This window comes from Clostridia bacterium (assembly GCA_017394805.1).
In the GTDB taxonomy this organism is placed as follows: Bacteria; Bacillota; Clostridia; order Christensenellales; family CAG-1252; genus RUG14300.
The window spans coordinates 73,030-92,988 of sequence record JAFPXC010000011.1 but is presented as its reverse complement, the minus strand read 5'-3'; the positions used below and the strand labels follow the sequence as shown (position 1 = coordinate 92,988).

Below are 19,959 nucleotides of genomic sequence, written 5' to 3'. Positions count from 1 at the left end.
TCTCAGCCTCTTGCAGTCTGCCGTTTTTGGCGTAGAGACTACCGAGATTGTTGCAGGTAGTGGCGACATCGGCCTCAAAGGCGGCGGAGTTGTCCCTGGCGAGACGGCGGCGGATATCCAACGCTTCGAGGTAGAGTTTCTCAGCCTCTAGCGGTCTGCCGTTTTTGTAGAGATTACCGAGATTGTTGCAGGTCATAGCGACATCGGCCTCGAATGCTGCGGGGTTCTCCTAGGCGAGACGGCGGCGGATATCCAACGCTTCGAGGTAAAGTTTCTCAGCCTCTTGCGGTCTGCCGTTTTTGTAGAGATTACCGAGATTGTTGCAGGTATCGGCGACACGGCCCTCGTACGCGGCAGGATTCTCATCTGCGAGACGGCGGCGGATATCCAACGCTTCGAGGTAGAGTTTCTCAGCCTCTTGCGGTCTGCCGTTTTTGGCGTAGAGATTACCGAGGTTGTAGCAGGTCATAGCGACATCGGCCTCGAATGCAGCGGGGTTGTCCCTGGCGAGACGGCGGCAGATAGTCAACGCTTCGAGGTAAAGTTTCTCAGCCTCTTGCGGTCTGCCGTTTTTGTAGAGACTACCGAGATTGTTGCAGGTAACGGCGACACGGCCCTCGAAAGTTGCGGGGTTCTCCTTGGCGAGACGGCGGTAGATAGTCAACGCTTCTTTGTAGAGTTTCTCAGCCTCTTGCGGTTTGCCGTTATCGGCGTAGAGATTACCGAGATTGTTGCAGGTCATGGCGACACGGCCCTCGTACGCGGCGGGGTTCTCGTCTGCGAGACGGCGGTAGATAGTCAACGCTTCGAGGTAGAGTTTCTCAGCCTCTTGCGGTTTGCCGTTATCGGCGTAGAGATTACCGAGATTGTTGCAGGTATCGGCGACATCGGCCTCGAATGCAGCGGGGTTCTCGTCTGCGAGACGGCGGTAGATAGTCAACGCTTCTTTGTAGAGTTTCTCAGCCTCTTGCGGTCTGCCGTTTCCGTCGTAGAGAATACCGAGCAGGTTCAACAAGTTCGCTTTTGCATCGTCTTGGATATTCACGTCGGATTGATATGCCGTGTGTAACCACTCGGCAACTTGGATTGCCTGCGTATATTGTTTTTGCTTGTACAAATAGGCTATGTAATCCAATACAAACTTATACGCTTTGGCGTCTTGGGCGGCGGGGTAGGCATTGGCGTAGGCCGCTTCTATTTGGGTGAAGCGGTCGGGGTTGGACGTATCGAGCAAAAGGGCCTGAATGCGCATCTTGGTATCCTCGACGAGGTCGAGTTCCTCTTGGCGGAATTGCTCGAGGATAAGTTTCTTGCGGGAAACCATGCTTTCTGCGCGGTGGTTGAGCTCCTCTTGCGTGATGAGTTCCTTGGCTTCGGCGACCTTGCCGAGTTCCAGTAGGCGCAGGGCTTGCAAACGGCGGGGGTTGGGTTTAGCCGACTTGGCGCTTTCCTTGGTGAAGGAGATAAGCATAGCTAAGATGTCCTTTTCCAACGTGTGGTAAGTCTCCTCCAGTTCGTTGTATTGCTTGGAGTAGCGGAGCATGGCTTCGAAGTCTCCGCTCGAGGATGCTTTTAGCATGGCGGCTTTCGCCGACGCCATCCCGTCCTTGAGCCGTTGGAGTTCGGGGTTGTTTTGGTAGGCGAATACGTTGGCGGCGGAAATATCCGAGACGGGCTCGCCCGCGAAGAGGACGTTGCCGTCCTTGACGAGCAGTTCGGGCTTGCCGGGAAGGGAGTCGGAGAGGGCTTGGAGGAGTTCCAGCTTGATGGTGTCGGTGTGCTCGAACATCTTGTAGTAGTGACCGTATTCGTTGAAGACCACGTCGATGGAATGTTTGATATCCTCGGTGATGGCGGGCTCTTTGTTCTCTGCCGCCTTGTAGAACACGTAAACGGACGGTTTTCCTTTGGCGCGGAACGCCTCGCGGGCGAGGCGGAGTTCCTCCAAGGTGAACTCACCCGCCTTGCGGTAGAACATAAAAATAGCCACGTCGGCATCGTCCTTGATGTAGTCGTTGTGTTGGGCTTGGGAGCCGTCCAAGCGCATGGCGGAGTCCGTCTCCTCGCAGACGTAGCCTTCGATGAACAGGTCTCGGTCAACGTACTTGTTGTTGAGGGATTGGATGAAGGACATCAGTTCCAAGCGCTCCTCGCGCAGGTCTACGATGGACGAGCCGATGAATATTTTGATTCTTTTCATTGGTGGAAACCTCCTTGTTGGATGCTACTATACATATAGCATTGGAAGTGACAAATGTCAATAGGGATTTGCGCAAAGGCGCGTTGTGAGCGCGCCTTGCACGGTGAAGTTTTCGCTATGCGAAAGTGAAGTTGCTTCGCAGTGAAGTTCAAGGCACAGCCTTGAGTGAAGTTCGTGCTATGCACGAGTTGTGGGTTCGCCGAGGGCGAATGAGAGATAGTTGGCAAAGCCAACTGCGAGATATTGCTACGCAATGCGAGATAAATCGCTCTGCGATTTGCGATGGTGCCTCTACTTATGGGATTCCTCGAATGCCTCGGAATGACGTGCGTGAGGATTCCTCGAATGCCTCGGATCGGCAAGGCGTACGAGCGTGGCTTCTTCCGCCTCGGGGTACAAGGCGGGGTTGCGCCGTAGCGCCTCTTGCACGCGGTCGAAATCTCGTCGTTCGGTTTGTCTTGAAGAATCGGCTTTCATTCGGTTCGGATTTGTCGGATGCGTCGGTTGACGTTTTGCGTGAGCCCCTCTATGGGCGCGCCGTAGTCGGCGAGCGAGGCGAAAGCGGCACGGTAGTAGGCGAGGGCGGTCTCTTTGCGTCGGATGGTCAAATACAATTCGCCCAAATGATAGTATTCCCACGCGAGGCGTTTGTCGGCGATTTTGGCCGAGGCGCAGGAGCGGTCTTTGCGGCTGCGGTCTACGGCCGAAAGCAGCGCGTCGCGGGCGTCGGCGTAATCGTGCAGGTGGACGTAGATGAGCCCGAGGTCGAAGTAGGCCGCGGCAAGGTCGGGATAGTAGGCTTCTTCGTCCCCGTTCTGCGCCTTGAGAAGATGGTGGACGGCGCATTGCAGGGCTTTGACGGCGGCGTCGTAGCAGCCTTCCTTGCGCTTGACGGCGGCTTGGAGTACGAGGGTTTGGGCGTAGTCCTCGCGGTAGACGGGGTCATCGGGATGGGCGGCGCTGAGCGCTTGGCTCGTGGATAGGGCTTCGCCGACGCTTTGACTCATACCGCCTCGGTATTCGCGGCGAAAATCGTTGACGGCGCAGACGTACTGCGCCTTCCCGCGCACGCGACTCGCTTGGTCGCGACGTTTTTCATCGGATAGTTTGAAGGTTTCGGTTATAATCTCCCGCGTTTTCAAGGTGACGAAAGCGCGGACGCTGTGCGTAAAAGAGGTTATCTCGGCGCTCGTCACTTCCGCTTGTAGTAAGCGTAGGACTATGTCCTTGTTGCGGTGACCTTTTTTGGCTTCGGTATAGCGCTTGATTGCTTCGTTGCAAAAACGCGTCGCCTTTTCGTAATTCTCTATTCGCAGGCAGATACGGGCGTACGTGTGGTAGCAATCTGCCGTAGGAAGGGTGTAGTCGGCAGCGTCCGCCGCCGCTTCGCCGTAGGCTTTTATCGCTTTGCGCACGGCGGCTTCGGCAAGGTCGTATTCTTCTTCGAGGTACAGTATCTCAGCGATAAGATATTGCGTTTCGGCGAGGCGGGCGTGCTCGTTCGGCTCTTTGGGTTTGATGGCCGTGAAGTCGGCGAGGGCGGCGTTGGCGAGCGTGAGAGCGGCGGATAGGTGGCGGCGTTCCCATTGGCACAAAGCGGCCAAATAGTTGGCTTTGCCCTTATCGGGCAATACGGACGTCGCGCCGAGGTCTTGCGCGGTAGAGTAGGCGATAACTGCCTCTTGCGACAGCGAAACGGCAAGTGAAAGGTACGCCGCGCGATCTTCCGCGCGGTGCTCGTAGCAAGTCGAGGCCAAGCGGTAGTACGCCGCCCCGTTGTCCATCTGACGTTTGGCGGTGAAAGAGGCCGCGCCCAAGCGTTCGTCTTCGGTGCGTATTGCCTCTCTTTCCGTTTGAATGTTGTCGAGAACGGATTGATCCATTGCGTCTCCTTTTTGCGTTTAATCGTAATTTATATAGGTCGTATCGTGCGATTTGTCATCTGCTATCCCGCAAAACGGCGTGATTTTTTTTGCGTACGCTATGCGTATGCGTGAAAAAGTATGGAAATATTTTATATAAAACCTTTACAACTTGCGGTTTTTCGTATATAATGGGATTTGGGTTTACAGCCCGCTATTTTACGAATTTTTTTTAGGAGGACGTTTTATGTCTAAGAAGTATGTTTACCTGTTCACCGAAGGCGACGCCTCAATGCGCGAATTGCTGGGCGGCAAGGGTGCCAACCTCGCCGAAATGACCAAAATCGGCTTGCCCGTGCCCCAAGGTTTCACCATCACCACCGAAGCCTGTACGCAATACTACGAAGACGGTCGTACCATCAACGACGACATCATGGCCGAGATTATGAAAAACATCGAGATCATGGAGCAAATCAACGGCAAGAAGTTCGGCGATTTGAAGAACCCCTTGTTGGTCTCCGTGCGTTCGGGTGCCCGCGCCAGCATGCCCGGCATGATGGACACCATCCTCAACTTGGGCTTGAACGACGAAGTGGTCGCCGCTATGATCAAGGGCAACCCCGATCCCAAGTTCGAGCGTTTCGTCTATGACTCCTACAGACGTTTCATCCAAATGTTCTCTGACGTCGTTATGGAAGTGAGCAAGAAAGAGTTCGAGAAACTTATCGACGACCTCAAAGAAGCCCGCGGCGTCAAGTTCGACGTGGATTTGACCGCCCAAGACCTCAAGTGCTTGGCCGACCAATTCAAAGCCAAATACAAAGAGGCCCTCGGCAAGGACTTCCCCTCCGATCCCAAGGAGCAGTTGGACGCCGCCGTGCGTGCCGTGTTCCGCAGCTGGGACAACCCCCGCGCCAACGTCTATCGTATGGACCACGACATCCCCTACAGCTGGGGCACCGCCGTCAACGTCATGCCCATGGTGTTCGGCAACCTCAATAACAATTCGGGTACGGGCGTGGCCTTCACGCGTAACCCCGCCACCGGCGAGCGCGGCTTGATGGGCGAGTTCCTCGTCAACGCGCAGGGCGAAGACGTCGTGGCCGGCGTGCGCACGCCTATGCACATCGACGAGATGAAGGACAAGTTCCCCGAGGCGTACAAGCAATTCCTCGACGTGTGCGAGTTGCTCGAAAAGCACTATCGCGATATGCAGGATATGGAGTTCACCGTCGAGAACGGCAAACTGTATATGTTGCAATGCCGCAACGGCAAGCGTACCGCCGCCGCCGCCATCCGTATCGCCTGCGATTTGCTCGACGAGGGCATGATCAGCGAGAAAGAGGCCCTGTTGCAAATCGACGCCAAGACCTTGGATATGTTGTTGCACCCCACTTTCGACGCCAAAGCGCTGAAAGACGCCGACAAGAATAACGTGGTCGGCAAAGGTATCGCCGCTTCTCCCGGCGCCGCCGCCGGTACCATCGTCTTCACCCCCGAAGACGCGGTCGAGCAAGGCAAAGCCGGCAAGAACGTCATCCTCGTTCGTTTGGAGACCAGCCCCGAAGATATCGAGGGTATGAAGTACGCCCAAGGTATCCTCACCGTGCGCGGCGGTCAGACCTCTCACGCGGCGGTCGTCGCCCGTGGCATGGGTACCTGCTGTGTGTCCGGATGCGGTGATATCCGTATGCACGAAGAAGAGAAATACTTCGAGTTGGCCGGCAAGATATTCCGCGAGGGCGACGCGTTGTCCTTGGACGGCTCCACCGGCAATATTTACGACTGCATCATCAAGACCGTGCCCGCCGATCCCAACAGCGGTTACTTCGGCCGCATCATGAAGTTGGCCGACAAGTACAAAGCAATGGGCGTGCGCACCAATGCCGACACTCCCGCCGACGCCGAGCGCGCCGCCGAGTTGGGTGCCCAAGGTATCGGTCTGTGCCGTACCGAGCATATGTTCTTCGGCCCCGGCCGTATCGACAAGTTCCGTGAGATGATCTGCTCCGAGACCGTCGAAGAGCGTACCAAGGCTCTGGACGCCATCGAGCCCATGCAACAGGCCGACTTCGAAGGTTTGATGGAGGCCCTCAAAGGTCAACCCGTCACCATTCGTTTCCTCGATCCTCCTCTCCACGAGTTCGTTCCCACCGAGGAAAAGGACATCGCCGACTTGGCCAAAGCCCAAGGCAAGACCGTGGAAGAGATCAAACTCATCTGCGACAGCCTGCACGAGTTCAACCCCATGATGGGCCACCGTGGCTGCCGTTTGGCCGTGACCTATCCCGAGATCGCCATCATGCAGACCAAGGCCGTCATTAAGGCCGCCATCGCCGTGCAAAAACGCCATCCCGATTGGAAGGTCGTGCCCGAAATCATGATCCCCTTGGTCGGTGAAGTGAAAGAGTTGGCGTACTGCAAGAAGACCGTGGTCGCCACCGCCGACGCCGTCATCAAAGAGGCGGGCGTGCAGTTGAAGTACGAAGTGGGCACCATGATCGAGATCCCCCGTGCGGCCCTCACCGCCGACGAGATCGCCAAAGAGGCCGAGTTCTTCTGCTTCGGCACCAACGACCTCACCCAAATGACCTTCGGCTTCAGCCGTGACGACGCGGGCAAGTTCTTGCCGAGCTACTACGCCGCCAAGATCTACGAGTCCGATCCCTTCGCGCGTTTGGACACCGTGGGCGTGGGCAAGTTGATGAAGATGGCCGTCAAGATGGGTCACGAGGAGCGCAAAGACATTCACTGCGGTATCTGCGGTGAGCACGGCGGCGATCCTTCGAGCATCGAGTTCTGCCACGAGATCGGCTTGGACTATGTCTCTTGCAGCCCCTTCCGTGTGCCTATTGCGCGTCTGGCTGCTGCCCAAGCCAACATCAAAAACCCCCGATAATGGGGTGATAATGCGCGACTGAGCGGGCTGTCCGCTCTCTCGTGCAGACCATGTACGTCAGTACATTGGGTTTGCCCTCGTTCGTTAGTACACCCACGCATTCATCACATTCTCGACTCCCATTATCGGGGGTTTTGAGTGTAATTATCCGCCCTGGGATTCTTGATATGAGTCTTCCATTAACGAGGGTTTGAGGTATCCGCTCTGGGATTCTTGATATAGAGTTTCTTCGCTGGTGCCCCGTTAAGGGCTTTGAGATGTGGAATAATCGAGGAAAAAACAAATATTCTTAAAGCCGAGGGCAACCTCGGCTTTTTGTGTGCTCGCATACCCACTATTTATCCCGTTTTCATTCCTCATTAACGTTGGTTTGAAATGAAAGTCAGTTTCCCGCCAGTTGATGGAGTGCACGTAAGAGACGAGGATAGCGGTATAATGACTAATCTTAAGACCAAGGTAAAATCTCGGCTTAGTGTGTGGCTCGTTATAGTCCCGCATAGCCGAGGTGTATAATATTATCAACCGATATGGGAAGTAATGAGATTCAATTTCTATACAATGTTTAATAAGTCCAAACACATTGAGTTGCGAAACAACACGTTTCGTCACATTAGTGATGGGTTTTTACAAAATAAATAACCATATACCATTTATCTGTTTACAGTTGTTATATAATAATACGCGGTTTATTATATGATATGATTTAGTATGTCGGCAGATTAAGTTTTAATTAAAAAAAGTCGAAACCCTTGACAATGAATAATGTTTTATTATAATTATAATAATTAGCGATACAATTGGAAATAGTTTTGCAATAATTCTAAAGTCAAAGACATTTACGATTGAAAAATGAAAATTTAATAAATATAATACCATATAATTTTTTAAGTATTTTGGAGGGTATTATGAAAACTTATACAAATTTACATTTATTTGAATCATTATTTATTTTTGTTATTATTCTCGTCTTGACGTTTTCTATTTCATTTATTAATGTTGACTTAGCAAACGCTGATGAGATTTATGTTTTAGGCCAAAATTACGCCAAAGATTATGCTGTTGTTATTAATGGTATAACGTATTTATCTACAAGGATTAATTCAATAAAAGTTGAAGCCTTTTCAAAATACGAGTTTGGGAATTGTGCTTTTATAGATGCCTATTATGACCCGGTACCTGATATGATATCTGAGCTTATTCTAACAATTAGTATCCTATATCCTAACGCACAATTTATTGATAACCCTTCTAATAGGTATAATTGCCATTCCTATGCTTGGTATAGTCAATCTAATTTAAATCCATATTGGATAAATGACCCAACTAATTTTATAGTTTCACATGATTATGTGGTTTCTACGGGTGAGGAAGGAGATATTATAGTCTATTATGGTTACGAAGATGGTAACAACACAAATATTGTACCCATTCACTCGGGAATTATTGAACAACGTTTATCCGGAGAATCAAACAATGTATGTGGCGACCTAGATTTGTATGTTGTAAATTCTAAATGGGGTCAGTGCGGTATTTATCGACATAGGGGAGACTATTGTCCATATTATAACGATACAGTTTATGTAGAATACTATAGAATGCATGGTGCCCATATGTACACGGACTATGAACCATATAACAATACCCAACATATGGTTATTTGCGAGTGTGGAGATTATATTCTTCAAAACCATGATTATAGTGAACTGGCTGTGATTAGCGGAACGCAACACGCATATGTTTGTGTATGCGGGGATTATATTGGGGCTAACAATCATTCTTTTTCCGCGCCCGTAGATTTCAATCAGTATTATCATATAATAACTTGTTCCGAATGTGGTTATGTGAAACATGCAGCGCACGATTTTCGCACGGTAGGTGGCTGGCGCGTATGTCAAGAATGCGGCGGAAGGTATAAAATCAATGGGAATATTCCGCAACCCTATGGAATAGATCCGCAAGAGAATTAAATAGGAGATGATTATGAAAAGAATTATTGTTTTACTTTTTATCGTTGTGTGTACGGCGACGTGTTGTTCGCTCGGTTGTACAGAGCGACCTCAGGCACTTGAGAAAGTGCATGACTTCGATTATCGTCTATCCTTGACGGAGGACGCCATCTTGTTGGAAAATGGGTACGGACAAGTGGCAATACGCATCAATTTGGATGACGTCGCTTCTATCGAAGCGCACCATATGGGCTTGTATCATGCGTTGTCGTCCAATACCAGGCACGAATATGCGACGCACGACGCGGCCATGGGATATATAGACAAACTTTTCAAGGGCGACGAGACGTTCGATTTTTATGAGAGCGAGTTCACGGTCGATTATAACTCGGTATCCGATACAACGCACGGAATGATCGGCATTTATGCGGAAAAGGGTGAGGGCGTGAACGTGACCGCCGAAGAAGATGACGAAACGCAACGGTTTTTGCGTGAGCATACGTTGGGGTATATCGAGGGCGGCGTCACACTATATTTGTATATCGAACAAGAGGATAACAGCATGTACTATCTTGTCGGGCGGGGGGACGAGCAGAAAGCCTATCGCGCCGTGTCGCCGCGCGTTGGAGAACTGTTCGACAGATTGGCAATTTAATGGAACGTATTGTGCGATATCCGAGGATGCATTGCTGCGCCTATTTATACTTACAAACGATATAAATGGTTTGCGGGCAATGATGTGACGTTATTATTAAGCCGAGGCGGTAAATGCTTTGGCTTTTTGTTTGGGAATATACACAATGGCGGAGCCAATTCATGGAGCGGAGGCAAGAAATCATGGCGGTAGCCAATTCATGATTGCGGAGCAATCAATTCATTGCGTAGCGAGTATCTCGTTTACCTTAGGTGAACTTTGCCCTTGACCGAGGAGCGAAAGTGGAGTATCATAGGGAGTGAGGTGCGTATGAGGTGTAAGATAGAGAATGGTGTGTTGTTGGTCGTGGAGTGCTGTGAAGAGGAGGTCGTGGTGCCCGAGGGCGTGACGGTCATCGGCGCGTATGCCTTCGCCAACAGCGCGGTAAGGAAGGTGCGCTTGCCCCTTAGCGTCAAGAAGATAGAAGACAAGGCCTTCTATTGCAGTGCGTTGGAGGAGATCACGTTGCCCCGCAATGTCTTTTGGGTGGGGAGCCGTGCCTTCGATTGCTCCGAATTGAAGGTGCTCAGGATAGACAACCCCTTGGTCACCTTGATGCCCGAGATAGTGGACCACTGCTATAATCTCGAGGACGTTTATTTTGCGGGGACGAAGGAGCAATGGGACAAAGCGTTTGACGCGGAATTTCAACCCTATTCGGCGGCGTTTCGGTTGCACTTGGCCGATGGCGAAGTGATACAATATTAGGCTTTGCGATAGAAAAATAAAAGCGGCGGGATTTGCCGACACTTTTTATGTGATCAGTTGGGCGATGAGGCCGGATAGTTTGGCGGTCTTGACGGCCTCGATATAGAGATTGAGCGCCAAAACGCCGAATAGAATCAAACCGAAATGCACGATAGAGGTGATGGTAAGCCCTATCTTGCCCATGGTGCGCTGTCGTCCCGCGTTGCGCGAGAGCGCCAAAGCGCCGAAGATGTAGCCCACGATGGGCACCACCGAGAAGACGAGCGCCAAAACGCCGTAAGGGCTGTCGTCCGTCCAGCGGGCTTTGTCCGCGTCGGGCATGGGTGCGTGACACCACGGACACACGTCGGTGTTGCCCGTGACTTTGCGCCCGCATTGAGCGCATATATGCGCGTTTTTCTTTTGCTTTGCGTTTGCCATATTCACAGTATACCACATGGGCGCGTTTTTTGCAATAGAACGGTACAATGTTTGATAAAACCATGTCGTGGCATCTTGGCGAAAGGCCGATTATATTTCAATATAGTTTTTTACGATATATCTCTCTATCAAATACTACTTTGCGCATTGAATTATCGGGCGGAACGTGGTATAATCGGGGTATGAAACTGTTGTCACCCGTGGGAAATATGGATAGTTTGTACGCGGCGGTCGCCTTCGGCGCGGACGAGGTGTATCTCGGCGTGGGCGGCTTCAACGCGCGCAACAATATAGAGGGCTTTACGTTGGAGACCTTGGAGGAGGCCGTCGATTACGCCCACACGTTCGGGGTAAAGGTGTGCCTGACCCTCAATATTTTGCTGCGTGACGAGGAGTTGCAAGAGGCGGTCGACCTGTTGGTGGACGCCTACGATATGGGCGTGGACGCCTTTATCGTGCAGGATCTCGGCTTGGCGGCCGAGGTGCATAAGCGCGCGCCCGAAGTGGTGTTGCACGCTTCCACGCAGATGGGCATTCACAATCTCGAGGGAGTGGAGGCGGTGTTGCCCTTCGGCTTCCGTCGGGTGGTGCTGGCGCGCGAAACACCCCTATCCGAGATACGCCGTATCAAGGACAACGCCTCGGTCGAAATAGAATATTTCGCGCAGGGCGCGTTGTGCGTGTGTTTCTCGGGCAACTGCTACCTCTCCGAGCGCGTATGCGACGCTTCGGGCAACCGCGGACGGTGCAAGCAGTTGTGCCGCTTGCCCTACGCTTTGGAAAAGGACGGCAAGGTGCTGAAACGTGGGTATCTGTTGTCCGCCAAGGATTTTTGTATGATAGATCGCCTGTTGGACCTCGCGGCGGCCGGCGTGGACGTACTCAAAATAGAGGGGCGCGCCAGGCGGCCGTCCTACGTGGGTATGACCACGGCCGAATACCGCAAGGCGTTGGACGGGCAAACGCCCGACCGCGAACGGCTGGCCTTGGCCTTCAATCGCCTGTATACGGCGGGCTATTTCGATGGCAACGGGGAGATTATTTCGCCCTATCAGAGCCATATCGGCGTAGCGGTGGGCGAGGTCGTCGAGGTCAACCACGGCAAGCGGTTCGACGAGGTGTATTTCCGCGCGGACAGGCCCATCACGCCGCGCTCGGCTCTCAAGTTTTTCGTGGACGGGCAAGAGGAATGCACGGTGTCCGCCTTCGACCTCAAACAAGAGGGGGGCGTCTATCGCCTGACTACCACCGCCAAGGTGTCCGTGGGCGCGACGGTGCGCCTCATTACGGACGCGGAAGCCGAAAAAGCCGTGCTGAACGGCAGGCGGCGCGACGTGGTGGATATCGCCTTGTGCGTGCGTGCTGGGGAGCCGCTCCATGCCAAATTCGCGGTGGACGGCAAAGACTACGCGTTCGAGGGGCCCGTGGCGCAAGCGGCTGTAAATCAACCCCTCGCGGAGCGCGACTTCGCGGACAATTTCGCAAAGAGCGATTTGTTCGAGGCGAAGGTGTCGTTCGACGCCTTGGAAGCCGTGTTTTTGCCCAAGAAGCAACTTAACGAGTTTCGCCGTGGGGTGTTCGCCGAGATAAAAGCGATACGATTAGCACCCTACAAGCGCCGCTTGGCGCATTGGACGGTCGAGCCCATGGCGTTCCCGTCGTACGCGCCGTATGCGGTGACCGCAAGCCCCGAGTATATCCCCGAAGGGGATAGGGTGGTCTACGATCCGGCCGACTACCGCAAAGAGGATGTGAAGGCTTTCGCTCAAGCGTGCCGCGAGAAAGGGGCAGTGCCCTATCTGGCGTTGCCCAACTTCGCCACCAAAGAGGACGTCGACCTCTTGAAAGAGATGATCGCGGCCGGTGGCGTGGGCGTTTTGGCGAATAACTACTACGCCCTCACCTTGGGCGCGGGGCGGGATATGTTGGTCGGCGCGGGGCTCAACGCGTACAACGCGCACGCGGCCAACGCCTTGGGGTTGCCTCTTGCGGCGGGCGAAATGCCCTATATGACCTTGCGCCATTGTCCGATGAAATGCCTCGTAGGCGGCGACTGCGCACATTGTCGATACGCCGAAGGGTACGTCTACGTGATGGACGGGGGCAAGCGCCTGCGGCTCACGCGCAAGAAGGTGGCGACATGCACGTTCTATCTGGAATAGCGCTATGGAAGACTATTTCGCGAACAAATGGTGCATCAATTTCGCCCTCGAGGGGCACGAGGTACGGGTGTACGGCAACCTCAACGCCAAAACTCCCTTGCCCGTGGTGTATATGCACACCATCGCCGACGAGGGGCGCGCGATATGGGAATCCTGCCGCGAGAAAGGACTGCCGCCTTTCGTGCTGGCGGAGATAGCCGTGCCCGATTGGCACGGGGATATGTCGCCGTGGGCGGGGCCGTCGTTGACCAAACGCGGAGAGCCTTTTGCGGGCGGTGCGGACGCGTATTTGCCCGTATTGGAGCGCATTATGGCCAAAGTCGAGAGAATGCTCGATTTCAAGCCCCTGTGGCGGGGGTTGGTCGGCTACTCCATGGCGGGGTTATTCGCGCTGTATACCCTCTATCGCACCGACGTCTTCGACCGCATCGCGTCCGTGTCCGGCTCGCTGTGGTATTGGGGCTTCGTGGACTACGTGTCCGAGCATACCGCCGTCAATAGGCCGCAATGTATCTATATGTCCTTGGGCGACAAGGAAGGGCAAGTTAAGGACGACGTGCTGAACACCGTCGAGCCGTACACGGGGCGCATATACGTGCGCCTTTCCACGCGGGGGCAACGGGTGGCGTTCGAGCGGAACGAGGGCAATCATTTCCACGAGCCCGAGGCACGCGTCGTCAAGGCGGTGGCGTTTTTGCTGGCGTTCGGGAAATAGCACAAGTGCGGTGAAGTTTTCGCTATGCGAAAGTGAAGTAGCATTCGCAGTGAAGTTCAAGGCAAGGCCTTGAGTGAAGTTCGCCTACGGCGAGTTGTGGAATTTATAGATGTGAAACCTATAAAAACAAGGAGAGGAGTATGGAGTATAAGCGATATGGGAAGGAAATCGTCGTTCGGTTGGATAAGGGTGACAAAATAGCGGAGAGTTTGCTGGCGTTGGCCGAAGAGGAGAACGTGGCGTTGGCCGCGGTGTCGGGTATCGGCGCGACGGACGACTTCGAGGTGGGCGTCTTTGACCTCACGGCGGGCGATTACGACCGCTACCGCTACAGGGGTAATCACGAGATCAACGCCCTCGTAGGCAATCTCACCCAAAAGGACGGCAAGCCCTACCTGCATCTGCATATCACGGCGACGGGCGCGAGCGGTATGGTGGTGGGCGGTCACCTATTCGAGGGGACGGTCAGCCTGACCGCCGAGATATTCGTCGAGGTCGTCGAGGGCGCGGTCGACAGAAAGCGCGACGTCGCTTTGGGCATCAACCGCATAACCTTTTGAGAAGCGGCATCGCAAGGTTTCGTCCGTGTGAACGACGGACGGAGAAAAGTCGTATAGCCGAAAGGCGCGCCGTGCGGCGGCGCTTTTTTCTTGCATTTTCCAAAAAGAAAAATCCGTAAGGGTATTGCAAATGGGCGCGCGTTAGTATAAAATTAAGTATATACGCTTACTAAGGAGGGTAATATGGCAAACAATTCTCCCAAAACACGTTGGTACAAAGACGCGGTGATGTATCAGATCTATCCGCGTAGTTTTTGCGACAGCAACGGGGACGGCGTGGGCGATATCCGCGGCATTATCTCCAAGCTGGACTACCTCAAGGACTTGGGCGTGACGGCCGTGTGGCTGTCCCCCTGCTACAAGTCCCCCAACGCCGACAACGGGTACGACATTTCCAACTATCGCGACATTATGGACGAATTCGGCACTCTGGCCGACTGGGAGGAGATGATAGAGGGTATGCACCAAAGGGGCATTCGTCTGGTGATGGACCTCGTGGTCAATCATACGAGCGACGAGCATCCCTGGTTCAAGGAGAGCCGCAGCAGCAAGGACAATCCCTATCGCGACTATTATATATGGAAGAAAGGGCGCGGCAAGGACGGCAAAAAGCCCCCCAACAACTGGACTTCGCGCTTCACCGGCTCTGCGTGGGAGTACGACGAGAAGACGGGCGAATTCTATTTGCACCTCTTCCACAAGAAGCAACCCGACCTGAATTGGGACAACCCCAAGGTGCGCCAAGAGGTCGCGGATATATGCAACTATTGGTTCGAGAAGGGCGTGGACGGCTTCCGCTGTGACGTCATCACCTATATCAGCAAGGATCCCCGCTTCCCCAACGGCAAGTGGAATCCCGCCGTGTGCGGCGACGAGTATTTCGTCATCGGCCCCAACTATCACCGCTATATCCACGAGCTCAATCAACGCGCTTGGTCCCGCTACGACACGATGATCGTGGGCGAGGCGCAGGGTATCACGGTGGACAACGCCTTCGACGCGGTGGACGAGAGCAAGGAAGAGTTGGACTGCGTGTTCACCTTCGAGCACCAGACGCAGGTGGACAGTTTCCTGACTACGGTGCCCAAAAAGTTCAACCTCGTCAAGTGGAAGGAGATATTCTCGTCGTGGCAAGGGTTGCCCAAGACCTGCTGGAACTCGCTGTATATCGAAAATCACGACTATTCGCGTTCGCTGCCGCGATACGGCAAGTTGGAGTATCGCAAAGAGGTCGCCAAGATGCTGGCCATCAGCATGAACTTTATGCGCGGCACGCCCTATATCTACCAAGGGCAGGAGATCGGTATGACCAACTACGCGGACTTGAAGCCCGAGGACTACCGCGACGTGGTGAGCATTCAAATCTACGATATCGCCAAGAAATTTCCGCCCCTCAAACCCATCGTGCGTTGGGCGATGAACAAGAAAGCGCGCGATCACGCGCGTGCGCCCATGCAATGGTCGGCCGAGGCCAACGCGGGCTTCACCACGGGCACGCCTTGGCAGATGGTCAACCCCAACTATACCGAGATCAACGTGGAAGAGGCCTTGGCGGATAAGGACAGTATATGGTATTTCTACCAAGCCATCAACAACTTCCGCAAGGGCAACGAGGTCATTCGCGAGGGCGACTACAAGTGCTACTTGCCCAAGGATAAGAACGTGTGGTGCTACGAGCGCGCCTACGACGGCAAGAAGTACGTGGTGGTGGCCAGCTACACGGACAAAGCGGCCAAGTTCAAGGTGCCCCAAGAATTGCGGGGCAAAGAGACCAAGGTGCTGTTCCACAACTACAAGGACGATATCAAATTGGAAGACTGCGTGCTGAAGCCCTACGAGGCGGTGGCGTTCGAGGTGCTGTAATCTCTCGCGGTCCAATAGAGATAGACGGCTCTTTCGGCAAAAGAAAGAGCCGTTTTTCGTGCGGGCGAAAAAAGTCGAAAAAAAGATAAAAAATTTTTTAATTCCCTATTGCTTTTTCGCAAAAAGTGGTATAAGATAATAGAGCACGTCATAATCGACCGCGCGACGTGTCGTATTCCAAGGGCGCTTGACGTCTCGGGGCGCGGCGGTAAAAGTTCACGACGCTTCTTTGTTGTCTTGTTTTAGGTATGGTATGGGGGACGGCAAGTTAGCTCGGACATAGGAGATCCACACATATTGCCCGTTCTTTCGGGCAGCACGCAACGACAATTCACGGTTCAACCATTGGGATGGGCTTCTTTTTGTTTCGGCAAAGCAACCGTTGACAAAAAAGGACGCGCCGTGCTAAGATGCAAAAGGAGAAAGTTATGTTCGAAGGATACACCGATTACAATGCCTATACGCAAAAGTGCGCGCAGTACCGTCGCTCGCACGAGGAGCAGATGACGCTTCTCTTCGCATACCGCGAAGAGGGCGATATGGACGCGCGCGACGCGTTTATCGAGGCGCAACTTTTGTGGGTGGCGCAAACCCTTTTCAATCATTACCGTAGCAGTGGCTATTTGATGGAATTGATCCAGGACGCCAATATGCAGCTGTTGTCTTTGGTGGAGACCTACGATCCCGCCAAAGCCAAATTCCGCTCGTATGCCGAGCCGTATATCCTCAAACAGGCGGACACCAACCGCATGGGGTACGTGCACAGCCTGAGAGTGGCGCCCAACTCGCTGAAAGTCAGTCGGCGGCTCAACAAGATGATGTGCGCGTGCGAGGCGGACGGTATGAGCCATCGGCAGGCCCTCGAGGAGACGACCAAGTATTTCGTGCGCGAGGAGCGCGAGGCGGACTACGACAGGTTGGACGAGACGTCCAAAGCCGCGGCCATGGACTGCGTGGTCGGCTTGCTGTCGCTATCGAGAAGCGACCTTTCGTTGGACGCGCCCTTGGGCGACGGCGAGGACGACTTTACCTTGATGGACCAGGTGTCGGATACGCGCCCCGGGCCCGAGCAGGAAGCCGTCGAGCAGGAGACGATGGATTTGCTGCGCGAAGCGGTGTACGCTTTGCCCGAGAGGATGCGCTTTGCGCTGATTCGCTACCACGGCTTGTTCGGCAATACCAAATTGAGCGCGGTGGAGATCGGCGAGGTGCTGGGCGTGTCCAGACAGCGCGTCAATACCATCTTGAATAACGCCCTCGAAAAAGTGCGGGCGTATATGCTCGGCAGGGGATAGGCCAATCGAAAATTCGATTGCCCTCGCCCCCGCAGGCGAGGGCATTTTTGTAGGCGGGACGAAAGGGGGCGTCTCGTCGATTCCTTCTTCGGCACTCTATCAAGTACGCACCGTTGACAAATCGGCTGTTGTGTGTTTACATTTTGAATGGTAAAAACAACAATAATTGCGCAGGATTGCAGAAAAATTTGCTTTTTAACTAAAAAGTTCTTGACAACGGTGCGGATTTATCTTATTATATGTATAAGGGGGATTATAGGCAGATTAATCACTCGTTTATAATCGTTTATAATTAAAAAATCAGATAAAGGGGAACTATGCTATGAAAAACGATTGGGATGACTATAAGAGTTATTACAAATCTTGCTACCGCTATATGCGGTCGGCGGAAGAACAGAACGCGTTGCTTCGCGAATACAAACGAAGCGGCGACATGGCGGCTCGCGACGCATTCTTGTCCGCACAACTGTGTTGGTTGGCGTCCACGGTGCGTTCGGTGTTCGGCCTGTGTCCCATGATCTTGGACTTGGTGCAGGAGGGTGCCTTCTACTTGACCAAAATCTTGGAGAAGTACGACGTGGACAATCTCAGTCACGCTTCTTTCCGCACCTATGCGCGCGTCATCGTTCTGCGCCACCTGACCAAAAAATTGGACGGTATGAAGGACGGTATGGCCGTCAAAATCAACGTGCGTCGTCAATCCACCTTCGTTCGTTTGGCCTATCGTTCGTTGATCGCCGACGGCATGAGCGAGTGGGAAGCGCTCGAGGAAACGACCAAACGCTTCTATCAAAAGTTCAGCAAGCGCGACTACCCCTCTATGCCCCCCTACAAAAAGGAAAAAGCGCAAGACAAGGTGCGCAACCTCTTGGCGCTCGGCAACGTGTCCGCGTCTTTGGACAAGCCCGTCAACGCCGAAGAGCCTGACGGGGAGACCTTCGGCGACTCGGTGTCCGACGAAGACGCCAATCCCGAGGATATCGTCGCGGACGAAGAGACCCTGCGCCTCATCTACGAGGCCATCGAGAGCGACCTGTTGTCCGACCGCGAACGCTACATTCTCGAGCATTACGTCGGTTTGGGCGACGCCGACCGCATGACCATCACCGAGATCGCCTATCAAGTGGGCGTCAGCCGTCAACGCGTATCCGCCATTTTGGTCGAAATTCGCGGCAAATTGCGTAAAGCGTTGGGGTTGGAAGTCGCGTAGGGCGCGCCTTGGCGTAAGTGAAATCCAAGGCATCGCCTTGGGAGAAATCCATTCTGACGAATGGGGAAAATCTGCTCGAACCGCGAGCAGGAGAAATCCGGCATTCGTCGGGATGTGGTTCGCCTGCGGCGAATGCGAAATAGTTGCCGAGGACAAAGGCGATGTGTCGGCAAAGCCGATGCGAGGTACGCCTTGCGGCGTGTAAAGTATTTGAAAAATCTTCCCCGCAAGGGAAGTGCTGATAAGGGGAGTTTCGGTGCCTATGGCGCCGAGGCTTTTTTTTCGCACCGCCGAATAAAAAATATGCACAGCCTATGGCTGTGACGATATACACGCTTCGCGTGATGTCCGCCTGCGGACGATGGAACAATAACGGATTATGCGTTGCGGACAGAAAGAAGTCAGCGGACGTTGACGGATTTTTTGGCGCGATTCATCACCGAGTAGAGCACGCCCGTCTCCTCGAATTGCTCGAGAATAATCAGTTGATATTGCGTTTCGGCCTCGCGCAAAGCGGCGTACAACTCGTGCATGATCATCGTGGGACTGTCGCCCAAAGAGCGGGATTGCACGGGAAAAGGTAGGTTGTCGAGGGTGCTTTGCTGTGCCAGCACGACGGCGCGGACGCCCTTTTGGAGCGCGTCGCGATAGACCTCGGCGATGGCGGACGGAGCGCACATGGTGCAGTCGCAGCGGGGAGAGTAGTGCATATACTTCATACCCGGCGCAAGCGCCACTTTGACTTCGCCCGAATGGGTGGCGACCAAGGTGACCTCGGCGAGCATTTCTTTGGTGACCGCGCCCGGTCTGAGAATGGTGGGAACCTCTTGGGTTAGGTCTACGATTGTGCTCTCTATGCCCACCGCGCAGGTGCCGCCGTCCAGAATGAGGGGTATCTTGCCCGCCAAATCGTCGTAGACGTGCATGGCCGTAGTGGGACTGACGTGCTTGCTGACGTTGGCCGACGGGGCGGCGATGGGGCGCGACAAGGCGATGAGTTCGCGCGCGATGGGGTGCGACGGAAAGCGTATGCCCACGGTGCCGAGCCCCGCCGTGACGACCGAGGGTAAGGCGTCGCCCTTGGGCATGATCATCGTCAAAGGCCCCGGACAAAATCGGTCGTAGAGAACGCGTGCCAACGGGGGCACGGTTTTGACGACCGAGGGGAGCGCTGCGAAATCGGATAGGTGCACGATGAGGGGATTGTCCTGCGGTCTGCCTTTGCATACGAAAATGCGCTCGACCGCCCGTTGATTGAAGGCGTCCGCGCCGAGGCCGTAAACCGTTTCGGTGGGAAAGGCGACCAACTCGCCCTCCCGAATGAGCCGTGCCGCTTCCGCAAGATATCGCTTGTCTCCTACGATGGTTTCCATGGTCGAATTATACCAAGAAACGGGGCGTTTGTTAAGTGTTTTTGGATAGATT

General features: G+C 53.9%; 15 protein-coding genes. 10 read left to right on the top strand and 5 right to left on the bottom strand.

The window, feature by feature from the left end; translation table 11 throughout:
* From II896_02840 to II896_02830, 3 genes are all read right to left on the bottom strand, one after another.
* Positions 1-196 (bottom strand): tetratricopeptide repeat protein (locus II896_02840; GenBank protein ID MBQ4443582.1); only part of this gene is annotated, 196 nt, incomplete at its 3' end.
* Between the two features lie 33 nt (positions 197-229).
* The gene (locus II896_02835; protein MBQ4443581.1) at positions 230-2,200 is read right to left on the bottom strand and encodes a tetratricopeptide repeat protein; all 1,971 of its coding nucleotides are present in this window, start codon (positions 2,198-2,200) and stop codon (positions 230-232) included.
* Positions 2,201-2,673: 473 nt separating this feature from the next.
* The gene (locus tag II896_02830; GenBank protein ID MBQ4443580.1) at positions 2,674-4,083 is read right to left on the bottom strand and encodes a tetratricopeptide repeat protein; all 1,410 of its coding nucleotides are present in this window, start codon (positions 4,081-4,083) and stop codon (positions 2,674-2,676) included.
* Positions 4,084-4,309: 226 nt separating this feature from the next.
* On the opposite strand from II896_02830, the gene II896_02825 reads away from it, so the two are divergent.
* The 4 genes from II896_02825 (at position 4,310) to II896_02810 (ending at position 10,309) form a co-directional block, all read left to right on the top strand.
* The gene (locus II896_02825; protein ID MBQ4443579.1) at positions 4,310-6,961 is read left to right on the top strand and encodes a pyruvate, phosphate dikinase; all 2,652 of its coding nucleotides are present in this window, start codon (positions 4,310-4,312) and stop codon (positions 6,959-6,961) included.
* Between the two features lie 905 nt (positions 6,962-7,866).
* Positions 7,867-8,928 (top strand): hypothetical protein, encoded by a 1,062-nt coding sequence (locus II896_02820; GenBank protein ID MBQ4443578.1) that lies wholly within the window; start codon positions 7,867-7,869, stop codon positions 8,926-8,928.
* Positions 8,929-8,941: 13 nt separating this feature from the next.
* Positions 8,942-9,562: a hypothetical protein gene (locus tag II896_02815; protein ID MBQ4443577.1), complete on the top strand. Its 621-nt coding sequence runs from the start codon at positions 8,942-8,944 to the stop codon at positions 9,560-9,562.
* Positions 9,563-9,871: 309 nt separating this feature from the next.
* On the top strand, positions 9,872-10,309 hold the full coding sequence (locus II896_02810; protein ID MBQ4443576.1) for a leucine-rich repeat domain-containing protein: 438 nt from the start codon (positions 9,872-9,874) through the stop codon (positions 10,307-10,309).
* Positions 10,310-10,354: 45 nt separating this feature from the next.
* Here II896_02810 and II896_02805 read toward each other — a convergent pair whose 3' ends face one another.
* Positions 10,355-10,729, bottom strand: a complete 375-nt coding sequence (locus II896_02805; protein ID MBQ4443575.1) for a hypothetical protein — start codon at positions 10,727-10,729, stop codon at positions 10,355-10,357.
* 182 nt (positions 10,730-10,911) lie between these two features.
* Between II896_02805 and II896_02800 the strand changes: the two genes are divergently transcribed.
* The 6 genes from II896_02800 (at position 10,912) to II896_02775 (ending at position 18,534) form a co-directional block, all read left to right on the top strand.
* Positions 10,912-12,891 carry a U32 family peptidase gene (locus II896_02800; protein MBQ4443574.1) on the top strand — a complete coding sequence of 660 codons (1,980 nt, stop codon included), beginning with the start codon at positions 10,912-10,914 and terminating at the stop codon, positions 12,889-12,891.
* Positions 12,892-12,895: 4 nt separating this feature from the next.
* Positions 12,896-13,606 (top strand): alpha/beta hydrolase, encoded by a 711-nt coding sequence (locus II896_02795; protein MBQ4443573.1) that lies wholly within the window; start codon positions 12,896-12,898, stop codon positions 13,604-13,606.
* Positions 13,607-13,746: 140 nt separating this feature from the next.
* Positions 13,747-14,166, top strand: coding sequence for a DUF296 domain-containing protein (locus II896_02790; GenBank protein MBQ4443572.1), 420 nt, complete (start codon positions 13,747-13,749; stop codon positions 14,164-14,166).
* Positions 14,167-14,349: 183 nt separating this feature from the next.
* On the top strand, positions 14,350-16,029 hold the full coding sequence (locus II896_02785; GenBank protein MBQ4443571.1) for an alpha-glucosidase: 1,680 nt from the start codon (positions 14,350-14,352) through the stop codon (positions 16,027-16,029).
* A 428-nt stretch (positions 16,030-16,457) separates the two neighbouring features.
* Positions 16,458-17,324, top strand: a complete 867-nt coding sequence (locus tag II896_02780; protein MBQ4443570.1) for a sigma-70 family RNA polymerase sigma factor — start codon at positions 16,458-16,460, stop codon at positions 17,322-17,324.
* Positions 17,325-17,646: 322 nt separating this feature from the next.
* Positions 17,647-18,534: a sigma-70 family RNA polymerase sigma factor gene (locus II896_02775; GenBank protein ID MBQ4443569.1), complete on the top strand. Its 888-nt coding sequence runs from the start codon at positions 17,647-17,649 to the stop codon at positions 18,532-18,534.
* A gap of 401 nt (positions 18,535-18,935) precedes the next feature.
* Here the strand turns inward: II896_02775 and II896_02770 are convergent, their stop codons facing one another.
* Positions 18,936-19,907 carry a threonylcarbamoyl-AMP synthase gene (locus II896_02770; GenBank protein MBQ4443568.1) on the bottom strand — a complete coding sequence of 324 codons (972 nt, stop codon included), beginning with the start codon at positions 19,905-19,907 and terminating at the stop codon, positions 18,936-18,938.
* Positions 19,908-19,959 lie beyond the last annotated feature (52 nt).